This window comes from Streptomyces sp. NPDC026538, assembly GCF_055567535.1.
Genome location: NZ_JBVHQG010000007.1, coordinates 558273 through 580792 on the forward strand (window position 1 = coordinate 558273; position 22520 = coordinate 580792).

Annotated in this window: 20 protein-coding genes and 1 pseudogene; 7 read left to right on the forward strand and 14 right to left on the reverse strand. The window is 71.1% G+C overall.

The genetic code is table 11. From position 1 onward, the window contains the following. On the reverse strand, positions 1-171 hold the full coding sequence (locus tag ACZ4N4_RS29280) for an O-methyltransferase (protein ID WP_453579501.1): 171 nt from the start codon (positions 169-171) through the stop codon (positions 1-3). Positions 172-239: 68 nt separating this feature from the next. On the opposite strand from ACZ4N4_RS29280, the gene ACZ4N4_RS29285 reads away from it, so the two are divergent. Further along, a complete protein-coding gene (locus tag ACZ4N4_RS29285) occupies positions 240-458 on the forward strand; it encodes a TetR-like C-terminal domain-containing protein (protein ID WP_453579521.1) in 219 nt (72 codons plus the stop codon). Positions 459-471: 13 nt separating this feature from the next. On the opposite strand, the gene ACZ4N4_RS29290 is transcribed toward ACZ4N4_RS29285, so the two are convergent. Further along, the gene (locus ACZ4N4_RS29290) at positions 472-981 is read right to left on the reverse strand and encodes a transglycosylase SLT domain-containing protein (RefSeq protein WP_453579499.1); all 510 of its coding nucleotides are present in this window, start codon (positions 979-981) and stop codon (positions 472-474) included. Positions 982-1430: 449 nt separating this feature from the next. Between ACZ4N4_RS29290 and ACZ4N4_RS29295 the strand changes: the two genes are divergently transcribed. The 3 genes from ACZ4N4_RS29295 (at position 1431) to ACZ4N4_RS29305 (ending at position 5086) form a co-directional block, all read left to right on the forward strand. Next, complete coding sequence (locus tag ACZ4N4_RS29295; RefSeq protein ID WP_467594253.1) at positions 1431-2156, forward strand: response regulator transcription factor; 726 nt, start codon at positions 1431-1433, stop codon at positions 2154-2156. Next, the gene (locus tag ACZ4N4_RS29300; protein WP_467594257.1) at positions 2153-3643 is read left to right on the forward strand and encodes a sensor histidine kinase; all 1491 of its coding nucleotides are present in this window, start codon (positions 2153-2155) and stop codon (positions 3641-3643) included. The genes ACZ4N4_RS29295 and ACZ4N4_RS29300 overlap by 4 nt, the downstream gene beginning before the upstream one ends. 462 nt (positions 3644-4105) lie before the next feature. Continuing rightward, positions 4106-5086, forward strand: coding sequence for a DUF3500 domain-containing protein (locus tag ACZ4N4_RS29305; protein ID WP_467594260.1), 981 nt, complete (start codon positions 4106-4108; stop codon positions 5084-5086). A gap of 20 nt (positions 5087-5106) precedes the next feature. On the opposite strand, the gene ACZ4N4_RS29310 is transcribed toward ACZ4N4_RS29305, so the two are convergent. From ACZ4N4_RS29310 to ACZ4N4_RS29325, 4 genes are read right to left on the reverse strand one after another with little or no spacing between them, the layout of a single operon-like run. Next, positions 5107-7491 (reverse strand): bifunctional salicylyl-CoA 5-hydroxylase/oxidoreductase, encoded by a 2385-nt coding sequence (locus ACZ4N4_RS29310; protein ID WP_467594263.1) that lies wholly within the window; start codon positions 7489-7491, stop codon positions 5107-5109. A gap of 11 nt (positions 7492-7502) precedes the next feature. Further along, positions 7503-9143 (reverse strand): AMP-binding protein, encoded by a 1641-nt coding sequence (locus ACZ4N4_RS29315; RefSeq protein ID WP_467594266.1) that lies wholly within the window; start codon positions 9141-9143, stop codon positions 7503-7505. Positions 9144-9188: 45 nt separating this feature from the next. Next, complete coding sequence (locus ACZ4N4_RS29320; protein ID WP_467594268.1) at positions 9189-10088, reverse strand: acyl-CoA thioesterase; 900 nt, start codon at positions 10086-10088, stop codon at positions 9189-9191. Beyond that, positions 10085-10567 carry a cupin domain-containing protein gene (locus tag ACZ4N4_RS29325; protein ID WP_351702232.1) on the reverse strand — a complete coding sequence of 161 codons (483 nt, stop codon included), beginning with the start codon at positions 10565-10567 and terminating at the stop codon, positions 10085-10087. The genes ACZ4N4_RS29320 and ACZ4N4_RS29325 overlap by 4 nt, the downstream gene beginning before the upstream one ends. Before the next feature lie 187 nt (positions 10568-10754). Between ACZ4N4_RS29325 and ACZ4N4_RS29330 the strand changes: the two genes are divergently transcribed. Then, positions 10755-11168 carry a RidA family protein gene (locus tag ACZ4N4_RS29330; protein ID WP_360496031.1) on the forward strand — a complete coding sequence of 138 codons (414 nt, stop codon included), beginning with the start codon at positions 10755-10757 and terminating at the stop codon, positions 11166-11168. Positions 11169-11170: 2 nt separating this feature from the next. On the opposite strand, the gene ACZ4N4_RS29335 is transcribed toward ACZ4N4_RS29330, so the two are convergent. Beyond that, positions 11171-12025, reverse strand: a complete 855-nt coding sequence (locus tag ACZ4N4_RS29335; protein ID WP_467594271.1) for a PaaX family transcriptional regulator — start codon at positions 12023-12025, stop codon at positions 11171-11173. A 526-nt stretch (positions 12026-12551) separates the two neighbouring features. Between ACZ4N4_RS29335 and ACZ4N4_RS29340 the strand changes: the two genes are divergently transcribed. Continuing rightward, entirely contained in the window at positions 12552-13157 is a 606-nt protein-coding gene (locus ACZ4N4_RS29340) for a GOLPH3/VPS74 family protein (RefSeq protein WP_453579478.1), read from the forward strand. Positions 13158-13365: 208 nt separating this feature from the next. On the opposite strand, the gene ACZ4N4_RS29345 is transcribed toward ACZ4N4_RS29340, so the two are convergent. Further along, positions 13366-14370 (reverse strand): RNA polymerase sigma factor, encoded by a 1005-nt coding sequence (locus ACZ4N4_RS29345; protein WP_467594274.1) that lies wholly within the window; start codon positions 14368-14370, stop codon positions 13366-13368. 290 nt (positions 14371-14660) lie between these two features. Beyond that, positions 14661-14921: pseudogene (locus tag ACZ4N4_RS29350) on the reverse strand (hypothetical protein); the annotation flags it as partial. 230 nt (positions 14922-15151) lie between these two features. Between ACZ4N4_RS29350 and ACZ4N4_RS29355 the strand changes: the two are divergent. Beyond that, a complete protein-coding gene (locus ACZ4N4_RS29355; RefSeq protein ID WP_467594277.1) occupies positions 15152-16093 on the forward strand; it encodes a D-2-hydroxyacid dehydrogenase family protein in 942 nt (313 codons plus the stop codon). A gap of 75 nt (positions 16094-16168) precedes the next feature. On the opposite strand, the gene ACZ4N4_RS29360 is transcribed toward ACZ4N4_RS29355, so the two are convergent. The 5 genes from ACZ4N4_RS29360 to ACZ4N4_RS29380 all read right to left on the reverse strand — a co-directional run bounded on the left by ACZ4N4_RS29360 (position 16169) and on the right by ACZ4N4_RS29380 (position 22472). Then, complete coding sequence (locus tag ACZ4N4_RS29360) at positions 16169-17413, reverse strand: ThuA domain-containing protein (RefSeq protein WP_467594280.1); 1245 nt, start codon at positions 17411-17413, stop codon at positions 16169-16171. Positions 17414-17567: 154 nt separating this feature from the next. Further along, positions 17568-18905, reverse strand: a complete 1338-nt coding sequence (gene ccrA, locus ACZ4N4_RS29365) for a crotonyl-CoA carboxylase/reductase (protein ID WP_467594283.1) — start codon at positions 18903-18905, stop codon at positions 17568-17570. A 47-nt stretch (positions 18906-18952) separates the two neighbouring features. Then, positions 18953-19735: a thioesterase II family protein gene (locus tag ACZ4N4_RS29370; protein ID WP_467594286.1), complete on the reverse strand. Its 783-nt coding sequence runs from the start codon at positions 19733-19735 to the stop codon at positions 18953-18955. Between the two features lie 170 nt (positions 19736-19905). Beyond that, a complete protein-coding gene (locus ACZ4N4_RS29375) occupies positions 19906-21138 on the reverse strand; it encodes a cytochrome P450 (RefSeq protein WP_467594288.1) in 1233 nt (410 codons plus the stop codon). Between the two features lie 89 nt (positions 21139-21227). Then, complete coding sequence (locus ACZ4N4_RS29380) at positions 21228-22472, reverse strand: cytochrome P450 family protein (protein WP_467594291.1); 1245 nt, start codon at positions 22470-22472, stop codon at positions 21228-21230. Positions 22473-22520 lie beyond the last annotated feature (48 nt).

Below are 22520 nucleotides of genomic sequence, written 5' to 3' on the forward strand. Positions count from 1 at the left end.
TCACGGCCGGCGGCTGATCTCCATGCCGTCCTCGACCGGGAGGCCGACGCCGCGGTAGCCGTTCGCCGGGTCGCGTACGTGGTCGAGGGAGGGCCGTCTGCTCGCGAGGGTGGAGTCGTCGCCGACGACGAGGGTGCCGGGGGCGAGGCGCGGCTCCAGCAGCTTCAGCACGGGCGGGCAGATGTCCTTCCGGCCGTCCAGGTGATCCGGCGTTCGCCGGGGAGTTCAGGTCGCGTTGCCTGGCGCCGCAGCGCCGGCGCGACCATGCCCGGCTGGAACGAGCCGTGGCGGCGGGCCGGTTGCCCGCCGGGCTCGACCTGGAGACCGAGACGGACCTGTTGACGGGCCCGCTCTACTGGCGGGTGCCGGTGTCGGCCGGGCCGGTCGGTGAGGAGTTCACCGACGCCCTTGCCGACGCGTTCCTGCTGCGGCACGACGGGCCGGCATCGGCCCGGTGAGTCATCGCCGCGCTCAGTACGCGGAGTTGACGTTGTCGATCGAGCCGTAGCGGTGGGCGGCGTAGTTGGCGGCCGCGGTGATGTTGGCCACCGGGTCGGTGACGCTGTGCGCGGTGCCGTTGACGTGGTACGCGTTGAAGGTGGGGTCGATCACCTGGAGCAGGCCCTTGGAAGGGGTGCCCTTCTGCGCGTTGACGTCCCAGTTGTTCTGGGCGGAGGGGTTGCCACCGGACTCGCGCATGATGTTGCGCTTGAGGCCCTCGTAGCTGCCCGGAATGCCCTTGGACTTCATGATCTGGAGGGACTGCTTGATCCAGCCGTCGAGGTTGTTCGAGGAGCCGGACTTGTGGCTGTCGCTGCTGGAGGCCGTGACCGCGGTGGAGGTGTGCGCCTGCGTCGCTTCGGCGGCCTGCGCGGTCGTCGGCATGAGGGTGAGGGCTGCCGCCGCGGCGCCGGTGGTGGCGAGGCCGGTGAGGCCGATGGTGCGGAGGCGAGCGATGCGGGTGCGAGTGGTCATGGTCATGTGAGCGAATCTCCGGTGGGGACGGCGTCGGCGCCGGCCGCTGTGTGCGGCGGCGTGGGGCGGAGCCCCGTACAACCGGCGGGAGTGGGTGGGCCCGGCGGAGATCCGCCCGGTCCATCGCCCGTCTCCCGGCGACGACAGCAATGGTTAGCGGCGCCCGGACCGGGACGCAATGATGTGACGTACTACGTAACTTCGTATAAACCGGCGTTATGTACCTTTTGATGCGGCTTGCATGGCGTTCAGGGCGTTTCCCGTCTACTACCTCCGATAGGATGTGATCTGGCTCCTATGGGTGGCGTCACGCCTCCGGGGCCCTCCGGAGGGAGAAAACCGAGCGGTCCGCCATGATCACGGAGGGCGCCCGAAGGGGTTCGGAGGGGGCGGAGGGGGGCCGGAGAGGGTCGCCCCACAGCTCGCGTACAGCCCGCCGGGAGAACATCGGGGGCATGTCTGACACCCCCACACTCGCGGCGGACGCGATCCGAGTGCTGATCGTCGACGACGAACCCGAGCTGACCGAGCTGCTCTCGGTGGCCGTCACCGCGGCGGGCTGGCGGCCGTTCGTGGCGCAGGACGGGTACGGCGCGCTGCGCACCGCCCGCAGATACAGCCCGCACGCCGTCGTGCTGGACGGCATGCTGGCCGACCTGGACGGGATCCAGGTGCTGCGCCGGCTGCGGTACGAGAACGCCCAGCTGCCCGTGCTCATGCTGACCGCCCGGGACGCGGTGGAGTACCGGCTCGACGGACTGTCCTCCGGTGCCGACGACTATGTGACCAAGCCCTTCTCCCTGGAGGAGGTGATGCTCCGGCTGCGCGGGCTGCTGCGCCGCTGCGGGGCCGGCGAGGCCGCCGAGGAGGAAGGGGTGCGGGTCCTCGGCGACCTGGTGCTCGGTGAGAAGACCCGCGAGGTGCGCCGGGGCGGTACGCCGATCTCGCTCACCGCGAAGGAGTTCGACCTGCTGCGGTTCCTGATGAGCCACCCCCGCCAGGTGCTCAGCAAGACGCAGATCCTCGACCACGTGTGGAACAGCTCGTTCGACGGCGGCGGGAACCTGGTGGAGGTCTATGTCTACGGCCTGCGCGCGAAGATCGACAAGCAGCGCAGGCCGATGATCCATACCGTGCGGGGCGCCGGATACGTCCTCAGACCGGCGGACGACCAGGCATGACGGCGGTCCGCCGCGCCCTGGCCCATCTCCGCGGGCGCTCGCTGCGGGCCCGTATGGTCCTCGTCCACGCCGTCACCCTGGCCGCCGTCTGCGCGGCGATGGCCCTCGCCACCGTGCTCGTCCAGCCCTACTACCTGATCCGGGACCTGGACCAGCGGGTCACCGACGCCGCCGAGCACAGCCAGGGCGGCCGGGAGCACGGGCCGCCCGGCGCGAGCCTCGGCTTCCTGAACGAACGGGGCCAGCACACCGGCACCCTGGCCGCCCTCGTCGAGGGGAGCCGCATCACCACGGCCGAGGTGGTGACCGACGACGGCCCGCGCGCCCTCACCACCGTCGAGCGCACCGTCCTCGGCGGCCTCCCCGCGGACGGGACCCTGCACACCCGGACCATCCCCGGCCTGGGCGCCTACCGGCTGACCGCCGTCGGCGAGGGCGGCACCACCATGCTGGCCGGGCTGCCCGTGGGCGACGTACAGCACATGATCGACTCCCTGGTCGTGGTCGAGGCCGGCATCGCCGGGGTCGGGCTGGTCCTGGCGGGATCCGTGTCGGCCGTGGCGACCCGGGGTCAGCTACGGCCGCTGTGGCGCGTCGCCACCACCGCCGTCGAGGTCTCGCACGCGCCCCTCGACCGGGGGGAGGTGAGCGGGCTCACCCGGGTGCCCGCCGCGGACACCGACCCGCGCACCGAGGTCGGCCAGGTCGGCATCGCCCTCAACCGGCTGATCGACCACGTGGAGTGGTCCCTCCGCGAACGGCAGCGCGCCGAGGAGCACATGCGGCGCTTCCTCGCCGACGCCAGCCACGAGCTGCGCACCCCGCTCGCCTCGATCGCCGGGTACGCCGAGCTGATGCTGATGGGCGTGGACACCGGGAGGATCGCACCGGAGCTGGCCTGGCGCCGGGTATCCGACCAGTCGGCACGGATGACCGGACTGGTCGAGGACCTGCTGCTGCTCGCGCGCCTGGAGGAGGGCCGACCGCTGGAGGCGGCCGAGGTGAACCTGGCCACCCTGGTCGGGGACGCGGTGTGGGACGCACGGGCAGCGGGGTCCGACCACCACTGGCAGCTGGTGCTGCGCCTGGACGTGCCGGCCACGGTGGTCGGCGACCGGTCCCGGCTGTACCAGGCGGTGGCCAACCTGCTGGCCAACGCCCGGCTCCACACCCCCGCCGGCACCCGCGTCACCGTCACCGTGGCGGCGGCGGACGGGCACTGCGCGATCCGGGTGCACGACGACGGGCCGGGCATACCGGCCGGTCTGCTGCCTACGGTCTTCGAACGTTTCACGCGGGGCGACGCCTCCCGCTCCCGTACCCCCGGCACCGAGGGCGGGGCGGGGCTCGGGCTGGCGATCGCGGCGGCGATCACTCAGGCGCACGGCGGCCGGGTCGGGGTGGAGAGCGCACCCGGCGGCACCGAGTTCACCGTCACGCTGCCGCTCGCCCGCGGCGCCACCCTCATCGCCCTGAAGGTCTCCTGAATGCTCAGCATCCTCATATGACCCCAGGTCACCGGGTTCTCCGCGCCGCTCTGGGCAACTCGGTTCAGCGCAGCCTCAGTTGTCGGCAGCAGGCTGGTCGTCCGGTGGCCGTCCACGAGGGACGGGCCCCTGACGGAGGGAGCCGCATGTCCGAGATCGACGCCGACACAGGCGCGACGCGGATGCTGGAAGCCTCGGAACGTCCCGAGGCGAGTCGTCGTCACTTCATGCGCAAGGTGTTCTTCGCGTCCGGGGCGACGGCCCTGGTGACCATGGGCAGCGCCACCGCCCGGGCCACCGCTCGCCGACGACGGCACGGGTACGGCCGACGCCTCGGCCGGCCCCTCCCCCAGCGCCCCGCCGAGCGGTGGCCCGGGCGGTGGCGGCGCCGGCGGTCCGGGCAACCAGTCGCTGACCGAGGAGTTCTTCGGCCTGACGACCGACGGCAGGCGGATCGACGATATGTTCACGATCCACTCCACCAAGGTCGACACGGCCCCGGTGATCTCCGCCGCGAACGCCTTCCTGGCCGGTCTGACCGACACCCAGAGGACCGCCACACAGTTCACGATCCACTCCACCGAGTGGCGGCTGTGGAGCAACGTCGACTCCTACACCCGGCAGGGCGTCTCGCTCGCCGACCTCGGCGACACGCAGAAGGACCTGGGCACGGCCCTGCTGAAGGCCGCGCTGGGCGCGGACGGCCTGGAGACCTCGGAGAAGATCCGGAAGATCAACCAGGCGGCCGGCGAGGCGATCGGCAACACCACGTCCTTCAACGAGGACGCCTACTACTGGACGCTGATGGGCACCCCGTCCGCCACCGAGCCCTGGGGCTTCCAGTTCGACGGCCACCACCTGGTCATCAACTACTTCGTGCTCGGCGACCAGGTCGTCATGAGCCCCTGCTTCTGGGGCTCGGAGCCGACCACCATGGAGATCGACGGCGAGACGGTCACCGTCTGTCACGAGGAGGTGCTGGCGAGTCTCGCCTTCGTCAACTCCCTCACCGCCGACCAGCAGGCGGTCGCGATCACCTCGGCCACCAAGACCAACGAGTCGATGAAGGCGGGCGCCTTCTCCGACAACGCGGTCCAGGCCTACGAGGGCATCCGCGGCAACACCCTGACCCGGGCGCAGAAGCAGAAGCTCCTCGGCATCGTCGAGGCGTTCACCGGCCGGGCCAGGGCCGACGCGGCCAGGGTGCGCCTGGCCGAGGTGCGGGCCCACCTCGACGACACCTATGTGACCTGGGCCGGCGGCACGGGTGCCGCCGACGCGTTCTACGTCCGGGTGCACAGCCCGGTGGTCTGGGTCGAGGTCGACTGCCAGGCACCCGGCCCGCTGCGTGGCGCGTACGGCGGCACCCAGGGCGTCCCGACCCAGATGCACGTCCACTCCGTCATCCGCACGCCCAACGGCACGACTACGGCAAGGAGCTGATCCGCCAGCACTACCTGACGTCACCCCACCACCGGTAGTCCCTCCCGCAGGGGCTTCCACCGCAGGTGAACGCTCTCCCCCGCCGAGTCCGCCCGCAGCAGGGACAGGCGCGGGCGAACGGCGTCGGTGCGTGCGGTGGGCGGCTTGCGGCGCCCGGCCCCGAACTGGAGAGGCCACTCGGCGGCCGGGCCCCGGTAGTCCTGGTCGGCGGCCGCGTGCAGGGTCCAGTGCGGGTCGTACAGATGGGTGCGTCCTACGGCACACAGGTCGGCGCGGCCCGCCAGCAGGATCGAGTTCACGTCGTCGTAGGAGGCGATGGCGCCGACCGCGATCACGGCCACGCCGCTCTCTGCGGCCACCTCGTGGCGGATCCGGTCGGCGAAAGGGGTCTGGTAGGAGCGGCCGTAGGCGGGGCGCTCGTCCTTGGTGACCTGGCCGGTGGAGACGTCGATGGCGGCCGCCCCGTGCGCGACGAAGGCGCGGGCGATCTCCACGGCGTCGTGCTCGGTGTTGCCGTCGGGGGCCCAGTCGGTGGCGGAGATCCGCACGGTCAACGGCCGGTCGGCGGGCCAGACTTCCCGGACCGCGTCGAAGACCTCCAAGGGATAGCGCAGCCGGTTCTGCAGCGAGCCGCCGTACTGGTCGGTGCGCTGGTTGGCGAGGGGCGAGAGGAAGGAGGAAAGCAGGTAGCCGTGGGCACAGTGGAGTTCGAGGAGGTCGAAGCCGGCCTCGGCGCCACGGCGGGCCGCCTCGACGAACTCGGAGGTGATGGCGCCGAGTTCGGTGCGGGTGAGTTCGCGGGGGACGGGCGACCCAGGACCGTACGGCAGTCCGGAGGGGCCCACGACCTCCCAGTTGCCGTCGGGGAGCGGTTCGTCCATGCCCTCCCACATCAGGCGGGTCGAGCCCTTGCGGCCGGAGTGGCCGAGCTGGAGGCCGATGCGGGCGGTGCTGCGGTCGTGGACGAAGGAGACGATCCGCTGCCAGGAGCCGAGCTGTTCGTCGTTCCACAGTCCGGTGCAGCCGGGGGTGATGCGGCCCTCGGGAGATACGCAGACCATCTCCGTCATCACCAGCCCCGCCCCGCCCATCGCCTTCGACCCCAGATGGACCAGATGGAAGTCACCGGGCACGCCGTCTACGGCGGAGTACATGTCCATCGGGGAGACGATCACCCGGTTCTTCAGCTCCAGCCGCCCGATGCGGAACGGCTGGAACATCGCGGGCGCTTCGGCGTCCAGTCCCTGCGCCGTGGCGAAGGCGGCGTCGACGCGGTCGGCGAACTCCTGGTCCCGGGTGCGCAGGTTGTCGTAGGTGATACGACGCGAACGGGTCAGGAGGTTGAAGCAGAACTGGGTGGGTTCCTGGCCGGCGTACATGCCGATGTTCTCGAACCACTCCAGGGAGGCCTGCGCGGCCCGCTGGGTGGATTCCACCACCGGGCGGCGCTCGCTCTCGTAGGCGGTCAACGCGCTTTCCGCGTCGGGGTGTTCGTGCAGACAGGCGGCCAGGGCGAGGGCGTCCTCCATGGCCAGCTTGGTGCCGGAGCCGATGGAGAAGTGCGCGGTGTGGGCGGCGTCGCCGATGAGGACGAGGTTGCCGTGGTGCCAGTGCTCGTTGCGGACGGTGGTGAAGTTCAGCCACTTGGAGTTGTTGGCGAACACCTGGTGCCCGCCGAGTTCGTCGGCGAACAGCTCCCGGATCCGGGCCACGGCCTGCTCGTCGGAGACACCCGGCGCGAACACGGCGTCCTCCGTGACGTCGAAGCCGGCCCGGCGCCAGACGTCCTCGTGCATCTCCACGATGAAGGTCGAGCCGGTGTCGGAATAGGGGTAGCCGTGGACCTGCACGACCCCCCACTCGGTCTCCTTGACGAAGAACTGGAAGGCCTCGAAGACCCGGTCCGTGCCGAGCCACATGTACTTGCTGCGCCGCCGGTCCAGGGAGGGGCGGAAGGCGTCCGCGTGGGCCGCCCGGACGGCCGAGTTGACGCCGTCCGCGCCGACCACGAGGTCGTGCGAGGCGCGCAGCTCGGCCACCTCGGGTGCCGGGGTCGAGAAGTGCAGGGTGACGCCCAGCTCCCGGCAGCGCTCCTGGAGGAGGTGCAGCAGCTCCTTGCGGCTCATGGCGGCGAAGCCCTGGCCGCCGACGGTGTGGCTCTCGCCCCGGTAGTGGATGTCGATGTCCGTCCAGCGGGCGAAGCGGCGGGACATGGCCTCGGAGAAGACGGTGTCGGCATTCTCGATGCCGCCGAGTGTCTCGTCGGAGAACACCACTCCGAATCCGAAGGTGTCGTCGGGGGCGTTGCGCTCCCACACCGTGATCTCGTGGGCGGGGTCCAGCTGCTTCAGCAGCGCCGCGAGGTAGAGCCCTCCCGGGCCACCGCCGATGATCGCGATCTTCAAGGCAGTTCCTCTCACTGCTCAGCGGTCTGTTCGGCTTCGATGATCTTGCGGAGCGCGAACCGCTGGAGTTTTCCGCTGGTGTTGCGCGGCAGGGCGTCGTGGAAGCGGACGTCACGCGGGTACTTGTAGGGCGCCAGGACCTGCTTGACGTGGTTCTGGATCTCCTTGGCCTTCGCCGGGTCCCCGGTGACGCCCTCGCGCAGGACGACGAAGGCACAGACGACCGAGCCGCGTTCGGGATCGGGGCGCGCCACCACCGCCGACTCGACGACGTCCGGGTGGGTGTCGATGGCGGCCTCCACCTCGGGGCCGCCGATGTTGTACCCGGAGGAGACGATCATGTTGTCGCTGCGGGCGTGGTAGTGGAAGTAGCCGTCCTCGTCGCGGTGGAAGATGTCGCCGGTGACGTTCCAGCCGTTGACGACGTAGTCCTGCTGGCGCTTGTCGTCGAGGTAGCGGCAGCCGACCGGGCCGATGACGCCGAGCCGTCCCGGCTCACCCGGCCCGAGCTCCTCGCCGTCGAGACCGAGGATCGTGGCGCGGTAACCGGGCACGGGACGCCCGGTGGCGCCGGGCCGGATGTCGTCGCCCGCGGCGGAGATGAAGATGTGCAGCAGCTCGGTCGCGCCGATGCCGTCGATGACCTTCAGCCCGATGCGGTTCCGCAGTTCCTGCCAGGTGGTGAGCGGTATGTGCTCGCCCGCCGACACGCCGACCCGGACGCTGAGCAGCTGCCCTTCCTTGCCCTCTCGGACGATCGCCTTGTAGGCGGTGGGCGCGGTGGCGAGGACGGTGACGCCGTGTTTCTCCACGAGGTCGGCGAGCTGGGCCGGGGTCGCCGTCTCGGTCAGCAGGGCGCAGGCGCCGGCCCGCAGCGGGAAGACGACCAGCATGCCGAGGCCGAAGGTGAAGGCGAACGGCGCGGTGCAGGCGACCAGGTCGTCCTCGCGCAGCCCCAGCAGGTGGCGGCCGAAGGTGTTGTCGATGGACAGGATGTCCCGGTGGAAATGCATCGTGATCTTGGGGACGCCGGTGCTTCCGGAGGTGGGGCCGAGCAGCGCCACGTCGTCGGCCGCCGTCTCCACGTCCCTGAACTCGCCGGACTTGGCGGCGCACCGGGCCACCAGGTCGTCGGGGCCGGGGCCGCCGTACTCGACCAGCGTCAGGCCGGGCAGGACGGTGCGGAGCTCGTCGGTGAAGCGGTGGTCCACCAGGGCGACGGCGGGCTTGGTGCGTTCGGCGATCGGGATGATCTCGCGGGCGCGCAGGGCGGCCATCGTGGTGACCACCACCCCGCCGGCCTTCAGGACGCCGAGCCAGCACGCCACCGTCCAGGGGGTGTTGGGCGCGCGCAGCAGGACGCGCCGGCCGGGCACCAGGCCGAGGTCCTCGGTGAGCACCTGAGCGACCTGGTTGGCGCGGGTGCGCAGTTCGCCGTACGTCCACAGCTCCCCGGCGGGGGTGCGCAGGGCCGGGCGGTCGGGGCCGTGGCGTTCGACGGCCGCGTCGATGAGCTCGGTGGCCGCGTTGAGGCGGGCCGGGTAGCTCAGTTCGGGCGTGCTGAACTCGATCGTGGGCCACAGTTCGGCGGGCGGCAGATGATCCCGGGCGAAGGTGTCCAGGTGCGAGGTCGGTGAGAGCGGAACAGCCAACGTGGGGTTCCTTCCGGGAGCCCGCCGGTGGAATGCGGCGGACGGTCAGGCAGGGCGGATCATGCCCTCCTGGACGACTGTGGCCAGGTGACGGTGGTCGCGGGTGAAGAAACGTCCGGTGCCGAGGCCGCGGCCCGCGTCGGCGGCCACCGCTTCCTGGGCGTAGAGCAGCCAGTCGTCCACCGGTGCGGGACGGTGGAACCACATGGCGTGGTCGAGGCTTGCGGTGACCAGGCCGGGGTCGGCCCAGGCCAGGCCGAGGACCCGCAGGACGGGTTCGAGGATCGTGTAGTCGCAGACGTAGGCGAGGGCGGCGAGGTCGCGCTGGGCGTCGGTGAGTCCCTCGACGGGCCGCAGCGCGTCGAACGGCCGTAGCCAGACCGCCTGGTGGGGCAGCCGCTCGCCCTCGACGGTGAGGTAGACGGGGCCGGGGACGTGGCGCATGTCGAAGCCGCGGCCGCCGCGCCAGTAGGCCTTGGACTCCGCGGTCATGGTGCCGCCGGTACGCTCGGCGAGGTACTCGGCAGAGCTGGGCAGCGTCTCGGGGGCGGGGATCTCCCCGGCGAACTCGGTGTGGAAGGAGCCACCCGGCTCCCCCGCCGCGAAGTTGGCGAGGCAGACGTAGAGCACCTTGCCGTTCTGGTAGCCGCGGACCTGGCGGGTGCTGTAGCCGCGGCCGTCGCGCACCACCTCCACCTCGTAGCGGACCTCGGCGCCGATGTCGGCCGGCCGCAGGAAGTAACTGTGCATCGAGTGCAGCGACTTGCCGTCGGTCACCGAGCGCATCGCGGCCGCCGCCGCCTGGGCGACGAGGTCGCCGCCGTAGGCCTTGGGCCAGGGGCAGGGCTGGGTGGTGGCGGTGAAGGCGAGGTCGAAGTGCTCGGGCGCGGCGGGCTTGAGAGTGAGAGCCGCGGTGACGATCGCGGAGGTCGGGGCGGCGGTCATCGGTTCAGCCAGTCGCGCAGGTCGGTGTCGGCCACGTCGGGCAGGTTCACCACGATGTTCTCCGGGGTCCGGGTGGTCATCCACACCAGCGGCTTGCTCCGGGAGAGGTTGCACTCGACGTGCGGCATGAAGGGCGGGACGAAGACCCAGTCGCCCTCCGTCATGTCGACGTAGTCCTCGAACTTCTCGCCGAAGTAGATCCGGGCCCGGCCGGAGAGAACGTAGCCGCCGGTCTCGGCCTCGCCGTGGTGGTGGGTGACCGAGCGGTAGCCGGGCTCGTTGCTGACCTTGCCGTACCAGAGGCGGCGCGCCGGGGTGTGCTGGGCACTGACGCCCGACACGCGGACGGCGCCGCCCGAGTCGGCGGCGTTCACGTCCTCCTGACCGGCCCGGGTGACGACGGGCGCGACGATGCCGCTGGGCAGGCGGTACATCTCGCTGTCGCCTTCGAGTCGGTACTTGCTGAGGTCGGGCTCCATGGAACGGCTCCGTTTCCGTGGGCTTGCCGGGATCGTCGGCCTGTCGGGGGTGTCGGGGCGTCGGGGGCGTCGGCCCGTCGGGTCCGGACGAGGACCGCGCCCTATCTCGCATTTTTCACGGTCGTCATTTATTGTCAATACGACCGGCCGTGCGGCCGGAGCCGGACACCACCGAACCGGAGGCCTCATGACTCCCGTCGCCGTGAACCCGCCCGAACTGCCCGCCCCGAGCGGCTACTCGCACGGAACGCTCGCGGGCAACACGCTCCACCTGGGCGGCCAGACCGCGCTCGACGCCGACATGAAGATCGTTCCGGGTGGCATCGTCGAGCAGTTCCGCCAGGCGTTCGGCAACGTGCTCACCACGCTGCGGGCGGCGGGCGGCGAGCCGGCGGACCTGGTGAGCGTGACGATCTATCTCACCGACATCCCCGACTACCAGGCCCACGGCAAGGAGATCGGCAAGGTGTGGCGGGAGCTCGCGGGGCCGGTGTACCCGGCGATGGCGGGCATCGGCTGCACCGCGCTCTGGCAGCCGGAGGCGATGATCGAAATCCTCGGGGTGGCCGTGATCCCGGAGGAACGGCTGATCAGGCCGTAGGCCTAGGCAGTGTGGATGACCGCCAGGGCGTGTTCGCGGGCGGGCGCCCGGAGCGTCCTGTCGAGTTCTTCGAAGAGCGCGCCGGCGGTCTCGCCGCGCCAGCCCTGCGGCAGCAGGGAGAGCGGCAGGCCGGGATCGCGGTACGGGAGCCGGCGCCACTCGGTGAGCATCGGCAGATAGATCCCGAACGCCTCCTGCGGCGCGATCCCGCCCGCGGCGGCGCGCTCGCGCACCGGCGCGTACCGCGCGAGGAAGTCCGCGTAGAGCGCGGACAGCTCGTCGAGGTCCCACCACTCACGGACCTTCGCCGACAGGTCACCGAAGGCGAAGTGGTCGCCGGTGAAGATGTCGACGTACGGGGTCAGTTCGAGGCGTTGCAGGGTGCGGCGGGTCTCGTCGGCGAGGATGCCGGGGGCCACCCACACGCCGGGGGCCGCGGTGCCGAAACCCAGCCGGGTCAGGGCCGTGCGCAAGGCGTGCCGCTTGTCCCGCTCGGACTCGGGAACCGAGAAGACGACGACGAGCCAGCCGTCGTCGGCCGCGGCCCTGTTCCGCTCGAAGATGCGTATGTCGCCCTCCGCCAGTACCTCCAGCGCGGTGTCGGCGACGGCGTATCCGGCGGCTCCCTCGTGGCGCTCGCTCCGCAGCACCCCGCGCCGCTTCAGCCGGGAGACCGCGGAGCGGACGGCCTGCCCCTCGACACCGAGATCCGCCATGAGGCGTATCACCGAGGCCACGGAGAGCCAGTTGTGCTCGCCGCGCGCGTACAGCCCGAAGAGGGTGATGATCAGCGGGCCCAGCCGGCTGTCCCGGCCGCCCGCGCCGACGGCGGACGACGGCTCGACCTCCGCTGTCATGTCCACCCACCTCCGGCCGACGTCACCCTCCTGATCGCCAAGCAGCCTACCGCGCATGCCGCCACACCACCGGCGCCGTGTGCCGCACCCTGATGGTGCCGACCCCCACCCCTCCCCAGCGCTGTGGACCACCGCCCCCGACCGGGCGAGCGCCGCACCCCGACGGTGCGGGCCACCGCCCCCCAGCTCTGTGGACCACCGCCCCAGTCCGGGGCGAGCGTCGCACCCCGACGGTGCGGGCCACCGCCCCCGCCCTGCGGACCGGCGCACCCCGGCGCTGTGGGCCATCGCCCGCCCGTGCGGAGCGCCGCTCCCCCGGTCGTGTGGCCGCCTCGCGCTGCGTGTCGGGCCATCGCGGCACATCGTGGTGGTACGGGCGGCGTACCGCACGCTTCGTCTGGGCAGAACGGGTGACCTCTGCGGTCCAAGCGCGAGAGACTGCGTGGCGCCCGCACCGGGCATCGTATTCTTCCGCGCCACCATTGCCTCAGATGCCTCTGTCGCCATCTCTGTTGGGGAGTCCGACATGACCACACCCCGGGACCTGTTCATCGTCACCGTCTACGACGCCGCAGGCCGGTCCGTCGAGCAGGGCGACCTCTCGCTGGCGCTCGCGGGAGCCGAACTGGTCGATCTCCTCGGCGCCGGGGCGGTCACCCTCGACGACGAGATCGTCGTACCCGCTTCCCCGGGCGGGACGGGCGACCGGCTCCTCGACGAGGCGGCGGCGGCACTGAAGCGCGATGCGCCGTACGAGTCGGTCGAGGACTGGCTGTGGCGCCGGGGACGTGGCCTGTCCGCCGCTTACCTCGCCGAACTGGAGGAGGACGGGACGGTCACCCGGGAGCGGCGGCGCTGGCTGCCGCTGCCGACCGGGCGGACGGCGCCGGCCGACTCGCCCGAGCATGCCCGGGCGCGTGAGCGCTGGACGTCGGGCGAACCGGTGCTCGCCGCGTTCGCGGCCGCCGTCGGCATCCAGGACGAGACGCCCAAGGATCTCGCGAGCACCGTCTCCGACGCGACCGTGACGGTGGTCGCCGCCGTGGACGGTGCCGTGACGGAGCTGGCCGCCGTCCGGCAGCGGCGGGAGATCGAGGACGCGGCCTTCGACAACGTGTGGCGCGGCCTGTGACGGCAGCCGTCGCGGCTCCCGGCCACTGAGGCGCCTCCTCCCCCGTGGGTGCGACCGTCTCCCCCGTGGGTGCGGCCGTCCCCCCGGTGGGTGCGACCGCGAAGCACCTGCCGTCGAGACCCTGGCCGTTCGGATCGCCCGGCTTGCTGTCGCCCGGGAAACGGCAGACGGGTCGGCCGGGGGGGAGACGGCGGTCCGGCCGGCCGGGTCAGGTGTCGTCGAGGTAGTCGCGCAGCACCTGGGAGCGGGAGGGGTGACGGAGCTTGGTCATCGTCCTGGCCTCGATCTGCCGGATGCGTTCGCGGGTCACGCCGTAGACGACGCCGATCTCCTCCAGGGTGCGGGGGCGGCCGTCGGTGAGTCCGTAACGCAGCGCGATGATGCCGGACTCGCGGGCGGTCATGTCGGTGAGCAGGGAGCGGATGGTCTCCTGGAGGAGGAGGTGGGTGACGGCCTCCCAGGGCGCGGGCGCGTCGGTGTCCTCGATGAGGTCACCGAACTCTCCTTCGCCCTCCTCGCTCAGCGTGGCGTGCAGGGAGACGGGTTCCCTGGTGTAGGCGTCGAGTTCGACGAGTCGTTCGACCGGGATCTCGGCCTTCGCGGCGACGTCCTGCAGGGTCGGCGGGACGCCTGTCTGCTGGATGAGTTCCCGGCGCGCCCGGGCCACCCGGTTGATGATCTCCACGGTGTGGACCGGGATCCGTATGGTGCGGCTCTGGTCGGCCAGGGCACGGGTGACCGCCTGTTTGATCCACCAGGTCGCGTACGTGGAGAACTTGAAGCCCTTGGCGTAGTCGAACTTCTCCACCGCGCGGATGAGTCCGGCGTTGCCTTCCTGGACGAGGTCGAGAAAGTCCAGGCCCCGGCCGGTGAAGCGCTTGGCGACGGAGACGACCAGGCGAAGGTTGGCCTCGGTGAGGTGGGCCTTGGCCCGGTGGCCGTCCTCGGCGAGCAGGGCCAGTTCCTCCCGTGGATACCGGTTCTCGCCCTCCACCAGCAGCCGTTGCGCGTACAGGCCGGCCTCGACGCGCTTGGCGAGGTCCACCTCCTGCTCCGCGGTGAGCAGCCGGACCCGGGCGATGACGCGCAGGTAGTCCTTCACGGGGTCGGTGCTGCCGCCCTCCGCCGGGAGCCGTGGTGCGGGGCCGTCGGTCTCGTCGTCGAACGGGGACAGCTCCCGCGCCGGCACGGCTTCGCTTGGGGCGAGGCTCATATCGTCTCCTCCAGCAGCGCACCGGGATACCTGCCGGTGTGCGATCCCGGGTGGACCGCGTTCTGTTCCGGGGTGCCCGCGGTGCTCACCTGTCCGCCCCGGTGGCCCCCTTGCGGGCCGATGTCGCCCGGACGGTCGGCCGTCCTGACGACGCCGAGGTGGTGCTCGGTGACAACTAACGTGTTCCCGCCTCCGAGAAGTCGATGCAGGGCGGCCCGCAGGCGTTCCCGGTCGGCGGGGTGCGGACCGGTGGTGGGTTCGTCGGGCAGATAGAGAGTGCGGTGCCGCAGTTCGACGGCGATCGCCGGGGGCAGTCCCTCGACGGTGTCGGCGTCGGGCCTGTCGAGCTGTCCGAGGAATTTCCGTGCGTACGCGGACAGCGATTCCACATATTGCCGCCGCCTTGCCGTGAATGCGGTGACGAACGCCAGGCTCGACTTACCCGGACCGGAAACTCCCGTGAATACGACGAGCGACCTCCTGGGCAATTCCATGGAGACACCGCGAAGGTGGTGCCGGCGAGCTCCTTTGACGCGGAGTCGACTGCTCACTCATTCGAGGCTACCACCGCGAATCCGCCGTATACGGCCGCCGGGGAGCCGCTTTCTCATGTGAGGAACATCGCGCTTGACAGGTCTTTTCGCGGTGTGGGCAAAAATCCTCACGGGGGGCACCGACCATTTCGGTCACGGAGCCCACGTGCCGCACACGTCCCGCCGGTTCACCCCCGTACCCTCGTTCACGACACGCCGCCCGGCTGCCGAGAACGAGAGGAATCCGTATGCGGATCGCGATCCTGGACGACTACCAAGGCGTGGCCCTGAGCCTGGCCGACTGGGATTCGCTCCGGGGGGACGTGCACGTGTTCAGGGATGCCTTCGAGGACGAGGAGGCGGTCGTGGCGGCGCTCGCCGAGTACGAGGTGGTGGTCGCCATGCGGGAGCGGACGCGCTTTCCGGCCTCGACGCTCGGCAGACTGCCGCGCCTGAAGCTTCTCGTGACCACCGGGCCGGTCAACGCGGCGATCGATCTGGACGCCGCACGCCGGGCCGGGATCACCGTCTGCGGTACCGGCTATTTCGGATACCCGACGGTCGAACTCACCTGGGCGCTCGTCCTCTCCGCGGCCCGCATGGTCCCGCAGCAGGTGGACTCCGTACGCCGGGGCGGCTGGCAGGTGGGTCTGGGGACGAGCCTCAGGGGCGCCACCCTCGGGATCCTCGGGCTCGGCCGGCTCGGGACCGCGGTCGCGGAGATCGGGCGCGCCTTCGGTATGCGGACCATCGCCTGGAGCCAGAACCTGACGCCCGCCGACGCACAGGCGAAGGGAGCGGAATACGTCTCGATGGACGAACTGTTCGCCCGCTCCGATGTGCTGAGCATCCACCTCGTCCTCAGCGAGCGCACCCGGGGCCTGGTCGGAGAGCGCGAACTGGGCCTCATGAAACCGACGGCGATCCTGGTGAACACCTCGCGCGGGCCCGTCGTGGACGAGGCGGCACTGATCGACGCGTTGACCGGGAAACGGATCGCGTCGGCTGCGCTGGACGTCTTCGACCGGGAACCCCTGCCCGCCGGTCACCCGCTGCGCACCCTGCCGAACGCCGTGGTCACTCCCCACGTCGGCTACGTCAGCCGGGATCTGTACGAGGTCTTCTACCGGGACGCGGTCGAGGACATCGCGGCCTGGAGCGCCGGCACGCCCGTGCGCACGCTGTTCTGACGCCGTGCTCCCGGCAGAGCGAAAGGGCCGGCAGGCCGCGGGCTGCGGCATGCCGGCCCCTTACGGGAGGGCGGTTCAGGACGGCAGTGTCCAGCTCTGGTTGGCGGAACCCGAGCACGACCAGATCTGCAGTCGGGTGCCGTTGGCCGAGCTGGGGCCGGTCGCGTCGAGGCACTTGCCCGACTGCGGGTTGACCAGGGAGCCGTTCGCGCCGGGCTGCCAGACCTGGGAGCCGGTGCCGTTGCAGTCGTAGAGCTGCACCTTGGCACCGTTGGCGGTGGAAGCCCGGGTCACGTCCATGCACTTGCCGAGCGAGCTGATGGTCCCGGCCGTGGAGACCGTCCAGTTCTGCGCGCTGGTGCCGTTGCAGTCGTAGAGCTGTACGGCGGTGCCGTTGGCGGTCGCGGCGCCTGCCACGTCCACGCACTTGCCGCCGTAGCCGTGGATCGGACCGGTGGTGTTCGTGGGCGGGGTGACCGGACCCGACTGGCCGGACGCCCACTTGATCTCCTGGAGCAGGAGCTGGTTCTGCTGGGCGCTGCCGAACGTCGACGACAGGGCGGTGTTGGTCGCGTAGTCCATCGCGTTGTGGCCGAAGTTGTTGTAGACCATCTTGTAGTTGCGGTTGGACCAGACGATCGGGTAGTAGCCGCTGTACCAGGTCTGGTTGGGGTCGGTGCCGACCGGGAAGGTGGACGGGGCCATCGAGGCGAGGATGTCGATGGCGGGGTTCTGCCGGAGGTCGTTCTGCCAGCTGTACCACTCGCTGACCGAGGACGTGATGGTGGCCGGGAGGTTCGCGGTCGCGGGGTGGGTGCGGTCGTCGATCTGAAGGGTCTCCGCGGTCGGACCCCAGCTGTTGCTCCTGAAGGTGCCGGTACCGAGGAACGTGTTGTGGTACCAGGGCCAGTCACTGGTGTTGTCGTTGTACGCCGAGACGTGGAAGCCGATGAATCCGCCGCCGCCCGCCACATAGCTCTGGAAGGCGGACTGCTGCGAAGCGGTGTGCGGGTAGTCGTCGAGGAACATGACCACCTGGTAGTTGGCGAGCGTCGCGGTGTTGAGCCAGCTCCAGTCCGTGGTCTGGGTGTAGGTGAAGCCGTTCTGGGCGCCGGCCTGCGGGAACCAGGTGCTGGCCTCGTGGTCGAAGCTGATGTGCGCCGCGTCGTATGTGCCGTCGTAGAAGGCGATCACATTGACGGGCGTGGCGGCCCGGGCGGTGTGTGCGGGCGCGGCCTGGACGCCGAGCACCACGGCGACCAGGGCGAGGAGTCTCAACAGGGTGCGGGGCCAGGCTATGTCCGGGTGGGGGGTGATCATGCCAGGACCTTCCTCATACGTGAACGCCGGAAGATATACGTGGACGTGCCGCATTGAAGGCCCTGGTCCGTGGACATGTCAATGGTTCAGACCAAACATCGGTGAGCGTCCTGCCGGCGGGAACCGGAACGCGCGCGTCCCGGCCGGTGCGCGCTCACGCCGTGCGGAAGCGGTTGATGGCCGGCTCGTGCCGTTTCCGCAGTTCGGGGTCGGTGACGCCGAGGCCCTCTCGCGAGGCCAGGCACAACACGCCGACCTTGCCGTGGTGGTGGTTGCGGTGGACGTCGGTGACGGCCCGGCCGGTCTCGGTGAGCGGGTAGGTGCGCGAGAGGGTGGGGTGGATGCGGCCCTTGACGACGAGCCGGTTGGCCTCCCAGGCCTCCCGGTAGTTGGCGAAGTGCGAGCCGATGATCCGCTTGAGGTGCATCCAGAGGTAGCGGTTGTCGAACTCGTGCCGGTAGCCTGAGGTGGAGGCGCAGGTGACGATCGTGCCGCCCCTGCGGGCCACGTAGACGGAGGCCCCGAAGGTCTCCCGGCCCGGGTGCTCGAAGACGATGTCCACGTCGTCGCCGCCGGTCAGTTCACGGATGCGCTTGCCGAACCGCTTCCACTCCCGCTGGTCCTGGGTCTCCTCGTCGCGCCAGAACCGGTAGTTCTCCGCGCCACGGTCGATGATCGCCTCGACGCCCATCGCCCGGCAGATCTCCGCCTTCTGCTCGCTGGAGACCACGCAGATCGGTATCGCGCCGCCCGCCAGCGCGTACTGGGTGGCGTACGAGCCGAGACCGCCGCCCGCGCCCCAGATCAGCACGGTGTCGCCGACCTTCATGGCGGCGCCGTTGCGCGAGACGAGCTGACGGTAGGCGGTGGAGTTGACCAGGCCGGGGGCCGCGGCCTCCTCCCAGGTCAGGTGCCCGGCCTTGGGCATCAGCTGGTTGGCCTTCACCAGCGCCAGCTCGGCCAGCCCGCCGTAGTTGGTCTCGAAGCCCCAGATCCGCTGCTCCGGGTCGAGCATGGTGTCGTCGTGGCCGGCCGCGTCCTCCAGCTCGACGGACAGGCAGTGCGCGACCACCCGGTCACCGGGCTGCCAACGGCGCACCCCGGGCCCGGTGCGCAGGACCACGCCGGACAGGTCGGAGCCGATCACGTGGTACGGCAGGTCGTGCCGGGCGGCCGGGCCGCCGGTGCGGGCGTAGCGTTCGAGGAAGGCGAAGGTCGGCACGGGCGAGAACAGCGCGCTCCACACCGTGTTGTAGTTGACGGCGCTCGCCATGACGGCTATCAGGGCCTCGCCGGGGCCGGGCTCCGGGGTCGGTACGTCACCGATGTGCAGGGCCTTGGCGGGTTCGCGGTCGCCGACCGGGACACCGTCGAACATGTGCTGCTCGTCCTTGCGCAGCACGGCGGCCCGGTAGGACTCCGGTACCGGCAGGGACGCGAAGTCACGTGACTGCGCGTCGGGGGACTCGATCGCGGCGGCCAGGTCGGTCATCACCACAGGCTTCCTTCGGTCTGGGGGCGTGCTCGGGGAAGGTTCGGTCAGGCGCCGTGTCCCGGGCCCGGGCGAAAGGCCGCCAGGTCCTCGGTCAGCGCCCGGACCACCCCCGCCTGCTGTTCGGCCAGGTAGAAGTGGCCGCCGGGGAAGGCGCGCAGTGTGAAGGCACCCTCGGTGTGGTCGCGCCACTCCTCGGCCTCGGCGAGGGTGACCTGCGGGTCGTCGTCGCCGACGAGCACACTGATCGGGCAGCGCAGCCGTGGTCCCGGCAGGTACCGGTAGGTCTCCACCGCCGTGTAGTCACCGCGGACGGCCGGCATGATCATCTGGATGACGTCCTCGTCGAGGAGCAGCCGCTCGTCGGTGCCGTTGAGGCGGCGGATCTCGGCGACGACACCGGCGTCGTCCATCGAACGGACCCCGCGGTCGCGCACCTTGGGCGGGGCGGTGCGGCCGGACGCGACGAGCCCCAGCAGGTCGAGCGAGGAGCGCTGCTCGATCCGGCGCGCCACCTCGAACGCCAGGCAGGCGCCCATGCTGTGCCCGAACAGCACCAGCCGGCGCGGTGCCAGGGACTCCAGCACGGTGAGGATCTCGTCGGCCAGTCGGTGGATCGACGTGCGGGGCGGTTCGGCGCGCCGGTCCTGGCGGCCCGGGTACTGCAAGGACAGGACGTCGGCGACGGGGGCCAGCGCGTCTGCGAGCGGCCGGAAGTAGCTGGCGGAGCCGCCCGCGTGCGGGAAGCAGACCAGCGACAGGTCGGTGTGCCGGGTCGCCGGCCGGTAGCGGCGAATCCAGAGTTCCGGTGCGGTCAGGGTGTCGGTCATCCCCGTACTCTCCGTGTGCGGTGAGGCCGTGGCCGTGTGGTCGGGCGGTGAGGCCGTGGCCGTGAGGGGTGCGGTGAGGCCGTCGGCGGGTGGCCGGGGGCGGGGGCCGGGTGGATGGGGTGCGTGCCCACCGGAGGGCTCCGGTGGGCATCCGCCCGGTGTCCCGCGGGTCAGCCGGTGACCCGGACGGGCAGTTCGGCCAGGCCGCGCATGATGATGTTGGGCACCCGGGCCGGGCTGTCGGTGACCGGCTCCAGGTCCAGCGCGGCCAGGGCGGACACCGCGGCCTGTGCGGTGAGCCGGGCCAGCGGCGCGCCGACGCAGAAGTGGATGCCGAGGCCGAAGCCCAGGTTGCGGCCGGTGGGCCGGTCCAGCCTCAGCTCGTCGGGGTCGTCGTAGACGTCCGGGTCGTGGCTGGCGGCGCCGATCATCAGCATGACCTGCTCGCCCGGCTGGATGGTGTGCCCGGCGATCTCGGCCTCGGCCAGGGCGACCCGCGAGATCATCTGCACCGGTGTGTCGAAGCGCAGCATCTCCTCGACCGCGGCGGGCACCTGGCCGGGGTGGGCGCGCAGCCAGTCCCGCTGGTCTGGGCGGCCCAGCAGCGCGAACATGCCGTTGCCGATCAGGTTCACGGTGGTGGCGTACCCGGCGGAGAGCAGCAGGGTGCAGGTCACCTCCAGCTCCTCCGGGGTCAGCGTGTCGCCGCCCTCCTCGACGGCGACCAGTTCGCTGATGAGGTCGGTGCCCGGCCGCGCCCGGCGCTCCTCGGCCAGCTCGCCGATGTACCGGTACAACTCGGCGCGGGCGTTGTCGCGTTTGGCGATCTCGTCGGGCCCGAGCAGGAAGCTCGGGTCCAGGCCGCGGGCGATGTCCCCGGACAACTCGTCGAAACGGGCCGCGTGCTCGGCCGGGACGTCCAGGAGCGCGTTCTGCATCCGGCCGGGCAGCGGGTGCGCCACCGCGCTCATCAGGTCGATCGGACCGTCGCCGGCCTCGGCGCGCGCGGTCTCGATCAGTTCGCGCACGACCTGTTCGGCGGTGCTGCGCATCCGGTCCACCTGGCGGGCCGCGAACGCCTTGCCGACCAGGGCCCGGATCCTGGTGTGCTCGGGCGGGTCGGAGAAGATGAACGGCCGCACCACCGTGCCGTCGGCCTCGGTGCGGAAGTGGTCGGCGACGGTGGCGCCGTCGCCCCAGCCGAAACGCTGGTCGCGCAGTACCGCCGAGCAGGCCTCGTGTCCGGTCACCGCCCACAGCCCCAGCGGGGTGCGGGTCACCGGGCCCTTCTCCCGGATCTGCGCGTAGATGGGGTAGGGGTCGGCCAGGAAGGCCGGGTCGAAGGGGTCGAAGGGCAGCAGCTGGGCTATGAAACCCGGGTCGAGCATCGGTGCCTCGGTCATCGCTGTCGTTCCCAACCCCGCGCGGGACGGCTGTCACCGCGCGGAAAAGAGTCTCGGTACGGGGAGGGGCAGGGGATACGCGGGAGAGGTCAGCCCGTGGCGGCCGGGGTGGCCGCGGTGAACGTCACCGGCAGGTGGTCCAGGCTGTTGGCCACCAGGCTGGGCGTCCAGGTCAGCTTCTCGTCGGGAACGGCGAGTCGGAGGTCGTCGAACCGGTCGAACAGGGTGCGCAGCGCGATCCGGGCCTTGAGCCTGGCCAGGGGGGCGCCGATGCAGAAGTGGGTGCCGTGGCCGAGTGCCAGGTGCTTGGAGGCGTCGCGGTGGATGTCCAGCGTCTCCGGGGCGCTGAACTGGCCCGGGTCGTGGTTGGCCGCGGCCAGCGAGATCATCACGTGCTCGCCCGCCTTGACCTGCGCGCCGCCGAGCTCCATGTCCTCGGTGGCGAAGCGGTACACCACCGTGAACACCGGGCTGGTCAGCCGCAGCAGCTCCTCGATGGCCGGGGCGAGCCCCTCGGGGTCGTCCTTGAGTTCGGCCAGCTGCTCAGGGTTGCGCAGCAGCGCGAGGATGCCGTTGGAGAGCAGGTTGATGGTGGTCTCGGCGCCGGCCAGGAGCAGCAGCATGACCGTGGAGCGGATCTCCAAATCGGCGAGGGCGTCGCCGTCCTCGTTGGCCTGCACCAGACCGGAGATGAGGTCGGGGCCCGGGTCGGCACGGCGCTGCGCGGTCAGCTTGGTCAGGTACTCCTCGAACCAGCCGACCGAGGCGACGACCTCCTCCGGGCTGGAGGAGTTGCCGAGGCCGACGAAGATGTAGGTGTTGCGCTCGAACTCCTCGACGTCGGCGAGCGGCACGCCGAGCATCTCGTAGAGCACCGTGGAAATCAGCGGCGAGATGAACGAGGCCTTCAGGTCCGCGGTGCCGGCCTCGGCGACCGCGTCGAGCAGTTCGTCGGTGATCTGCTGGATCCGCTCGCCGAGGTCGGCGACCCGGCGCGGCGTGAACGCCTTGGAGACCAGTCTGCGCAGCCGGGTGTGCTCGGGCGGGTCGGCGAGGTTCATGTGCTGGTTGAGGATGGACTTACGGCCGTCGTAGCCCACGGAGGGCCACAGCTCGGGCAGCGCGTTGTCGAAGTGCTTGCTGAGCTTGCGGTTGTTGAGCGCGGCGAGCGCGTCGTCGTAACGGGTGATCATCCAGACCGGGTTGCCGTCGGGCAGCAACAGCTGCTCCACCGGGCCTGGTTCGGGCAGCCCGGGCGCCCAGGGGCGGGGGGCCGCCGTGGCGTCGGCGTGCACGGGACAGCCGGTGGCCGGCGCGCCGTCGGGGTGGGGCATGTCGTGTCCTCTCATCGTGGGGTGCTGGACTCGTGGGGTGCTGGACTC

Bases quoted from the DNA above. Each gene is read 5' to 3' on its own strand.
- ACZ4N4_RS29290 (WP_453579499.1), bottom strand. From the start codon at position 981: ATGACCATGACCACTCGCACCCGCATCGCTCGCCTCCGCACCATCGGC.
- ACZ4N4_RS29295 (WP_467594253.1), top strand. From the start codon at position 1,431: ATGTCTGACACCCCCACACTCGCGGCGGACGCGATCCGAGTGCTGATC.
- ACZ4N4_RS29300 (WP_467594257.1), top strand. From the start codon at position 2,153: ATGACGGCGGTCCGCCGCGCCCTGGCCCATCTCCGCGGGCGCTCGCTG.
- ACZ4N4_RS29305 (WP_467594260.1), top strand. From the start codon at position 4,106: ATGTTCACGATCCACTCCACCAAGGTCGACACGGCCCCGGTGATCTCC.
- ACZ4N4_RS29320 (WP_467594268.1), bottom strand. From the start codon at position 10,088: ATGACCGCCGCCCCGACCTCCGCGATCGTCACCGCGGCTCTCACTCTC.
- ACZ4N4_RS29325 (WP_351702232.1), bottom strand. From the start codon at position 10,567: ATGGAGCCCGACCTCAGCAAGTACCGACTCGAAGGCGACAGCGAGATG.
- ACZ4N4_RS29330 (WP_360496031.1), top strand. From the start codon at position 10,755: ATGACTCCCGTCGCCGTGAACCCGCCCGAACTGCCCGCCCCGAGCGGC.
- ACZ4N4_RS29335 (WP_467594271.1), bottom strand. From the start codon at position 12,025: ATGACAGCGGAGGTCGAGCCGTCGTCCGCCGTCGGCGCGGGCGGCCGG.
- ACZ4N4_RS29340 (WP_453579478.1), top strand. From the start codon at position 12,552: ATGACCACACCCCGGGACCTGTTCATCGTCACCGTCTACGACGCCGCA.
- ACZ4N4_RS29345 (WP_467594274.1), bottom strand. From the start codon at position 14,370: ATGAGCCTCGCCCCAAGCGAAGCCGTGCCGGCGCGGGAGCTGTCCCCG.
- ACZ4N4_RS29355 (WP_467594277.1), top strand. From the start codon at position 15,152: ATGCGGATCGCGATCCTGGACGACTACCAAGGCGTGGCCCTGAGCCTG.
- ACZ4N4_RS29360 (WP_467594280.1), bottom strand. From the start codon at position 17,413: ATGATCACCCCCCACCCGGACATAGCCTGGCCCCGCACCCTGTTGAGA.
- ccrA (WP_467594283.1), bottom strand. From the start codon at position 18,905: ATGACCGACCTGGCCGCCGCGATCGAGTCCCCCGACGCGCAGTCACGT.
- ACZ4N4_RS29370 (WP_467594286.1), bottom strand. From the start codon at position 19,735: ATGACCGACACCCTGACCGCACCGGAACTCTGGATTCGCCGCTACCGG.
- ACZ4N4_RS29375 (WP_467594288.1), bottom strand. From the start codon at position 21,138: ATGACCGAGGCACCGATGCTCGACCCGGGTTTCATAGCCCAGCTGCTG.
- ACZ4N4_RS29380 (WP_467594291.1), bottom strand. From the start codon at position 22,472: ATGCCCCACCCCGACGGCGCGCCGGCCACCGGCTGTCCCGTGCACGCC.